8 protein-coding genes are annotated in these 7,619 nt (G+C 64.0%); 1 reads left to right on the top strand and 7 read right to left on the bottom strand.

Features of this window, described 5'->3' with window-relative positions; all coding sequences use genetic code 11:
* Positions 1-298: 298 nt before the first annotated feature.
* Entirely contained in the window at positions 299-742 is a 444-nt protein-coding gene (locus tag NMQ14_RS19515) for a transposase (protein ID WP_257098499.1), read from the top strand.
* Between the two features lie 378 nt (positions 743-1,120).
* On the opposite strand, the gene NMQ14_RS19520 is transcribed toward NMQ14_RS19515, so the two are convergent.
* From NMQ14_RS19520 to rfbB, 7 genes are all read right to left on the bottom strand, one after another.
* Positions 1,121-1,324, bottom strand: a complete 204-nt coding sequence (locus NMQ14_RS19520; protein WP_019917894.1) for a cold-shock protein — start codon at positions 1,322-1,324, stop codon at positions 1,121-1,123.
* 629 nt (positions 1,325-1,953) lie between these two features.
* The gene (locus tag NMQ14_RS19525; RefSeq protein WP_257098500.1) at positions 1,954-3,144 is read right to left on the bottom strand and encodes an NAD(P)/FAD-dependent oxidoreductase; all 1,191 of its coding nucleotides are present in this window, start codon (positions 3,142-3,144) and stop codon (positions 1,954-1,956) included.
* A gap of 111 nt (positions 3,145-3,255) precedes the next feature.
* Positions 3,256-3,516 carry a hypothetical protein gene (locus tag NMQ14_RS19530; protein WP_257098501.1) on the bottom strand — a complete coding sequence of 87 codons (261 nt, stop codon included), beginning with the start codon at positions 3,514-3,516 and terminating at the stop codon, positions 3,256-3,258.
* Positions 3,517-3,820: 304 nt separating this feature from the next.
* The gene (gene rfbC / locus NMQ14_RS19535; RefSeq protein ID WP_257098502.1) at positions 3,821-4,372 is read right to left on the bottom strand and encodes a dTDP-4-dehydrorhamnose 3,5-epimerase; all 552 of its coding nucleotides are present in this window, start codon (positions 4,370-4,372) and stop codon (positions 3,821-3,823) included.
* A complete protein-coding gene (gene rfbA, locus NMQ14_RS19540; protein ID WP_257098503.1) occupies positions 4,372-5,253 on the bottom strand; it encodes a glucose-1-phosphate thymidylyltransferase RfbA in 882 nt (293 codons plus the stop codon). Before rfbA ends, rfbC begins: the two co-directional genes overlap by 1 nt.
* Before the next feature lie 50 nt (positions 5,254-5,303).
* Positions 5,304-6,197 (bottom strand): dTDP-4-dehydrorhamnose reductase, encoded by an 894-nt coding sequence (rfbD, locus tag NMQ14_RS19545; RefSeq protein WP_257098504.1) that lies wholly within the window; start codon positions 6,195-6,197, stop codon positions 5,304-5,306.
* Positions 6,194-7,264, bottom strand: coding sequence for a dTDP-glucose 4,6-dehydratase (gene rfbB, locus NMQ14_RS19550; protein ID WP_257098505.1), 1,071 nt, complete (start codon positions 7,262-7,264; stop codon positions 6,194-6,196). The genes rfbD and rfbB overlap by 4 nt, the downstream gene beginning before the upstream one ends.
* Positions 7,265-7,619: the final 355 nt, after the last annotated feature.

Genomic DNA, 7,619 nt, shown 5'->3' on the forward strand with positions numbered 1-7,619 from the left:
GACCGGAGCGCTGTGGGAGCGGCGTCCTCGCCGCGATCAGTGCCGCGAGGATCGCCTTGCGAAGTGCGTATCGCGGCGGGGACGCCGCTCCCACAAAAACTTCGCCGCTCACCAACCACCGAGCCGGCTCGCCATGCCGGGCCAGCTGTGGATCACTTCTCAAACTGGACAACCGCGCTGCCCGCCGCCCTCCAGCACTTCGATGACCATGCGAGCTTCACTCCAGCTGGCACCCCCAGAGAACCCTTCATGCAATTCAATTACCCTAAACGTATAACTACGGTCTATTCTCGTTTTCATGAAAACGCAGCCTGCATCGCGTCGCCTCCGGACCGGCCGCACATCGATTCCGGGCCAAGTCTATCTGGTCACCACTGTGACCCGCGAACGAAAGCCGGTGTTTGAAGATTTGTCTGCTGCACGCCGGACGATCCGCTGTCTGATCGAATCGGCAGCGCTCGGTCACGCAACAACGCTGGCATTCGTACTGATGCCCGATCACCTGCACTGGTTGTTCCAACTCGGCCAACCCCTCAGCCTGAGCCGCGTCGTGCAGCAGATGAAATCTTTCAGCGCGCACGCAGCCGGCGCGGCGCTGTGGCAACCTGGGTTCCACGATCACGCGTTGCGTAGCGACGAAGATCTGCAAGCCGCCGCACGCTACCTCGTCGCCAATCCGCTGCGTGCAGGGCTGGTCAGGCATATCGGCGACTATCCGCACTGGGACGCGGTATGGCTCTGACGAAACAAGTGGCGGGGGGCGCCGCCGGAGCTGTCCCTGTGGTAGCGGCGGCCTCGCCGCGATACTTACTCTGCACTGCGGCCATCGCGGCACGATCGCGGCGAGGCCGCCGCTCCCACAGGGGGCGCTCCCACAAGGGGCTGCCGCTCACACAAGAAACATGCACCGCCCCCGCCCCCATAGCCCGCTGATCGAAAACCTGCAGACGAAAAAAAAGCGCACTTTGCAGTGCGCTTTTTTCATCNACACAAGAAACATGCACCGCCCCCGCCCCCATAGCCCGCTGATCGAAAACCTGCAGACGAAAAAAAAGCGCACTTTGCAGTGCGCTTTTTTCATCGGAGACCGCCTTGCGGCGGTTTCACGCTGCCTGAAGAATCAGAGCGGCTTGATTTCCGAGGCTTGCAGACCCTTCGGGCCGCGGGTCACTTCGAAGGAAACCTTCTGGTTTTCCTGGAGCGACTTGAAGCCGTTGCCTTGAATGGCGGAGAAGTGCGCGAACAGGTCTTCACCACCGTCGTCCGGCGAAATAAAACCAAAACCCTTGGCGTCGTTGAACCACTTAACAGTACCAGTTGCCATTTTCAATTCCTTTGGATACAGATTTAAACAGGCCATCACGATGTGCGGTGACCATAGTGCAGGGAAACCTCAAGGGGAATATGGCAAGCGGAGTACTGACTTGAAAATCGAGAACCGACGCACAACACGTTCATGCTTGAAATCACCTACAGGTGTGCTTATACGGTATTTAACGAAGCGATGCAAATTCTATTTCAACGGTTCTTGCAGCAACGATCGCCGCCGCGGGGCGATATACATCGCGGCATGATGTTCATCGCGCGTTGCGGTCACAGGAACACCGATCGATAGACGATCGTCCGAAAATGCCAATGCACTTCAAACCGTCCGTAAACTATTGCCGATAAAGCATTTCTTTCAACGCTTGTTACAGGCCCTTGGTCGCCAGCGGACTTCGCACTGAGCGCGCGCCACGATGGCACGCTTCGCACACACCCTGTCGTCCGGGTCCGACACCGCACCACCGAAGCACCTCGACATTTTCCGCCATTCTCGCGACCTTGCGCACCCGCGTGATCTCGATCCGGCGCGATGCGGAGCGCTCCGTGACCACTATCCGTGCCAGCGCCCGATCAGATCAGACGTTGGCCGCACCGGCGCGTGGCTGCCGGACGACGCGCATCAACGGCTCAGGCCGCCTGCCCCGCGCACCAGCCGGACGACCACGCCCACTGGAAATTGTAGCCACCGAGCCAGCCGGTCACATCCACCACCTCGCCGATGAAAAACAGCCCGGGCACTGCACGGGCGGCCATGGTCTTCTGGTCGAGCCCGCGCGTATCCACACCACCCAGTGTCACTTCCGCCTTGTTGTAGCCCAATGTGCCGGCCGGCTGTATCGGCCAGCCCTTCAGGCGGCGCGCGATGTCGCCCAGCGCGGCACGCGGCAGCTCTACCAGCGCAGCGCTCCAGCTGCCCGCGCCCTCGACATCCACCCATTGCTGCGCGAAACGCTTCGGAAGATGATCGGCGAGCAAGGCCGCCAGCGTCTGCCGGCCGGCGCGTGCGCCGTGCAGCCAGCCTTCGGCGTCATGCACCTCGGGCAGCAGGTCGATGATGACCGGCTCGCGCGCACCGGCCTGCTGCCAGTAACTCGACGCCTGCAGGATCGCCGGGCCCGACAGGCCGCGATGCGTGAGCAAGGTCTGTTCGCGGAACGCCGGACCGTGGCACGACGCCACCGAATCGAAGGACGCGCCCGACAGCTCGCCGAAGCGCGCCAGCCAGGCCGCGTCGAGCGCCAGCGGCACCAGCGCCGGCTTCGGCGGCACCACCGCCAGCCCGAACTGTTCGGCCAGCCGGTAACCGAACGGGGTGGCGCCAATCTTCGGCACCGTCAGCCCGCCGGTCGCCACGACCAGCGAGGCGCATTCGTACGACCCGCTGTCGGTGTCAACGCGAAACCCCTCATTGATACGCGCTACCGACGTCACTGACGACGGCATCTGCCAGCACACGCCGGCCACGTCGCACTCTGCCTTCAGCATGTCGATGATCTGCATCGACGAGTCGTCGCAGAACAACTGGCCCAGCGTTTTTTCGTGGTACGCGATGCCGTGGCGCTCCACCAGTGCGATGAAATGCTGCGGCGTGTAGCGCGACAGCGCCGAGCGGCAGAAATGCGGGTTCTGCGACAGGAAGCTCGCCGGCGTGAGATCGCGGTTGGTGAAATTGCAGCGTCCACCGCCCGAAATGCGGATTTTCTCGGCCAGCTTCGCCGCGTGATCGATCAGCAACACCGAGCGTCCGCGCGCGCCGGCCGTCGCGGCGCACATCATGCCCGCCGCGCCGGCACCGATCACGATCACGTCAAACTTCATGGGAATCAATCAGGCCTCGATCATCTGGCCGGCGAGTGTAGCGCGGGTGCGCGCGCCCACCCGCTCGCCAACCCGCTCGGTAACCTATCGTGCAAATCTCGCCAGTGAGCGTTACCGCGCCGGGTACACGCGGATCTCATCGCCCAGATCGAACATCAGCACCAGACGCGACGTGGGGTAGGACGCTTCCGCGTTCCGGGCGTCGGACCAGCTGGAGAAGGTGACGGCGGTTTCGGGCGAATCCAGCCAGTGATTGTCGGCCCGCTCGTGCGGCGACGAGGCGCGGCAGAAGTATCTGCCGCTGATGCGGCACTCGAGGCCGAAGCCCATGAAGACGGCATCGGACGGCAGGTCGAGCAGCCGCTTCAGCATATCGACCGAAGACGTCCACGATGGCTGTGGCGATCGCTCTGCAGTTGCTTCCGCACCACATTTCCCGCCACCGAGTCGCTGCCTCATTGCTGAGCCCTCCGTCATAAAAACGTCATGCTAGCAGTCGAGACCCACCCGGGATAGCCTCACGGCATATGAGCTCCCGCTCCGTCGGTCGAATGAGAATCCTGCCGCGAGACATCGCTCCGGTCTCGTCGGCTGGCACGGCATTTTGAGCAGGGGCGCGGCCTGTGGGAGCTTCCCGCAGGGCGCTGCTCCCGCAGCCGTCGCCCTCGCAGCCCTTTCAGAGCTCGGCGAACACCTCGCACTCGGCGAGCGGCTTGCCGGCGATGTCCTTGGGGGACAGCAGCGGCGAACCTTGCAGCGACCAGTCGACGCCGACTGTCGGGTCGTTCCAGGCGAGGCTGCGCTCGTGCTCCGGCGCGTAGTAATCGGTGGTCTTGTACAGGAAGTCTGCCGATTCGCTCAGCACGTAAAAGCCGTGCGCGAAGCCGGCGGGTACCCAGAACTGGCGATGGTTTTCGCCGCTCAGTTCCACCCCGTACCACTTGCCGAAAGTGGGCGAGCTGCGACGCAGGTCGACGGCCACGTCGAACACCGCGCCCTGCACCACCCGCACCAGCTTGCCCTGCGGCTGGTTCACCTGGTAATGCAAGCCGCGCAGCACGCCTTTGCCGCTGCGCGAGTGGTTGTCCTGCACGAACGGCACGTCCAGCCCGGTCGCCTCGCGGAACGCCCGCGCATTGAAGCTTTCCATGAAGAAGCCGCGCGCGTCGCCAAACACCCTGGGCTCAAGCACCAGCAGGCCGGCGATACCCGTTTCGATCAGCTTCATCAGAACACCCTCTCGTCGATGATGCGCAGCAGATACTGTCCATAGCCGCTCTTGGCCAGCGGTGTGGCGATGCGCCGCAGCTGCTCGTCGTCGATCCAGCCCTGCCGCCAGGCAATTTCCTCCGGGCATGAAATCTTCAGGCCCTGACGCTTTTCCAGCGTCTGGATGAATTGCGCCGCATCGATCAGCGAGTCATGCGTGCCGGTATCTAGCCACGCATGACCACGGCCCATCACCTGCACGTCGAGCGCACCGCGTTCCAGATAAACGCGGTTCAGGTCGGTGATCTCGAGCTCGCCGCGCGGCGACGGCTTCAGCGCCTTCGCGATCTCCACAACCTGCTGGTCGTAGAAATACAGCCCGGTGACCGCATACCGGCTGCGTGGCTTGGCGGGCTTTTCTTCAAGGCTGATGGCGTGCCCGTTGGCATCGAACTCGACCACGCCGTAGCGCTCCGGGTCGGTCACCGGATAGGCGAATACAGTGGCCCCTGCGGTGCGCGCACTGGCCGCCTTCAGGTCGTCGGCAAACTCGTGGCCGTAGAAAAGGTTGTCGCCCAGCACCAGGGCCGACGGCGCATCGCCGACGAAGTCTTCGCCGATGATGAAGGCCTGCGCCAGACCGTCAGGACTGGGCTGCACCGCGTACTCGATGTTCATGCCCCAGTTCGAACCGTTGCCCAGCAGCTGCTCGAAGCGCGGCGTGTCCTGCGGCGTCGAAATGATCAGCACGTCGCGAATGCCGGCCAGCATGAGCGTGCTGAGCGGGTAGTAGATCATCGGCTTGTCGTACACCGGCATCAGTTGCTTCGATACCGCGATGGTGACCGGATGCAGCCGGGTGCCGGAGCCGCCGGCCAGTACGATGCCTTTGCGTGTCATGCGATGTCCTTGAGTGTCGTGGAGTGCGCCCGAATGGGTTCGGAGAGGTTTCAGAGAATTTCGGCCAGCATGCGATCGACCCCCTGCTGCCAGTGCGGCAGCACCAGCCCGAACGTGTCTTGCAGCTTGCGTGTGTCGAGGCGCGAATTGAGCGGTCGTGCGGCCGGCGTCGGGTAGTCGGACGTGGGGATCGGCAGCACGGCGTCTGCGCCCACCTTGATGTCGTGCCCCGCCGCCCGCGCGGTCTCGATCACGTGCATCGCGTAGCCGTGCCACGACGTTTCGCCCGCGGCGACGCAGTGATACAGCCCGGCGAGCTGCGGGTTGTGGCGCAGCGCGCGCGCGGTGTGCGCAGTGATGTCGGCCAGCAGCTCGGCACCGGTCGGGGCGCCGAACTGGTCACTGATCACCGTCAGCCGGTCGCGGTCCTTCGCGACCTTCAGCATGGTTTTCGCGAAGTTGCCACCGCGCGCGGCATACACCCAGCTGGTGCGCAGGATGAGATGGCTCGCACCCGAGGCCGCGATGAGCTGTTCGCCTTCGAGCTTGGTGCGGCCATATACGCTGAGCGGACTCGTCTGCGCGGTTTCGTCGCGCGGCGCATCGCCGCTGCCATCGAACACGTAATCGGTCGAGTAATGGATCAGGTGCGCGCCCAGTGCGGCCGCTTCGGCTGCGATGCGTCCGGGCGTGGTGGTGTTGAGCATGCGCGCCAGTTCGGGTTCGCTTTCGGCCTTGTCCACCGCAGTGTGCGCGGCGGCATTCACGATCAGGTCGGGCGCCACCTTGCGCACCGTGGCTGCCACCGCGTCCGGCTGACTGAAGTCGCCCGACAGCTCGCCTGCGCTGTCGAAATCGAGTGCGATCACGTGGCCCAGCGGCGCCAGCGCGCGCTGCAGTTCCCAGCCGACCTGCCCGCCCTTGCCGAACAGCAGGATCTTCATGCGCCCTGCTCCGTGCCGTACTGCTGCGTGACCCAGTCGCGGTAACCGCCACTCAGTACGTTTTGCACCCAGGGCTGGTTGTCGAGATACCAGCGCACCGTCTTGCGGATGCCGGTATCGAAGGTTTCCGCCGGCCGCCAGCCCAGTTCGCGCTCGATCTTGCGCGCGTCGATGGCGTAGCGGCGGTCATGGCCCGGGCGGTCCTTCACATAGGTGATCAGGCGCTCGTACGGGCCGACCGCATCCGGCTGCAATTCGTCGAGCAGCGCGCACACGGTTGTCACGATGTCGATGTTCGGCTTCTCGTTCCAGCCGCCGATGTTGTAGGTCTCGCCCAGCCGGCCGCGCGCCAGCACTTCGCGGATCGCCGAGCAGTGGTCTTTCACATACAGCCAGTCGCGCACCTGCTGCCCGTCGCCATACACCGGCAGCGGCTTGCCGGCCAGCGCATTGACGATGATCAGCGGGATCAGCTTCTCCGGGAAGTGATACGGGCCGTAGTTGTTCGAGCAGTTGGTGGTCACCACCGGCAGACCGTAGGTGTGGTGCCAGGCGCGCACCAGGTGGTCGCTCGCCGCCTTGCTCGCCGAATACGGGCTGTTCGGTTCGTAGGCGTGGCTTTCGGTGAATGGCGCGTCGGTCGGCCCGAGCGAGCCGTACACCTCGTCGGTGCTGACATGATGAAAGCGGAACGCCGCCTTCTCGTCACCTTCCAGCGCGCCCCAGTGGCCGCGTGCCGCTTCGAGCAACGTGAAGGTGCCGGTGACATTCGTCTGCATGAAGGCGCCCGGGCCGTGGATCGAACGGTCAACGTGCGATTCGGCCGCGAAATGCACGATGGCGCGCGGGCGGTGCGCCGACAGCAGCCGGTCGATGAGCTCACGGTCGCAGATGTCGCCCTGCACGAAGATGTGGCGCGCGTCGCCGTCGAGCGACGCCAGATTCTGCCGGTTGCCGGCATAGGTCAGCGCGTCAAGATTGACGACCGGCTCGTCCGAGCCCTCCAGCCAGTCGAGAACGAAGTTGCTGCCGATGAAGCCGGCGCCGCCGGTCACAAGTAAGGTCATGGTCGTTTCCGCTCAATATTGCAGTGCAGGATATCGCACCGAATTGAGCGTTCGATGACAACCCGGCGGGATTGAGTGACAAACCCCTCAGGTCGCGCAATTTTGCGTACCTGCAAGGCCGGCCGATTCAGCAAGCCGCGAGGTTTTTGTGGGAGTGGCGATGTGCAAGGTCCGTGATCGCGATCAATGGATCGCTCCTGCAACAGCGCAATCCTTCCGCGCGCCAGGCCGGAAATCACGTGACGTCAGGCAGGAGCGATCCATCCGCGTGCATGCCCGAAATCACTTGACGCCGGGTAGGAGCGATCCATTGATCGCGAATCGGCGCGTTGATCACGCACCTGCCGATGTGCAA

The organism is Methyloversatilis sp. XJ19-13 (assembly GCF_024580155.1).
Taxonomy (GTDB): domain Bacteria; phylum Pseudomonadota; class Gammaproteobacteria; order Burkholderiales; family Rhodocyclaceae; genus Methyloversatilis.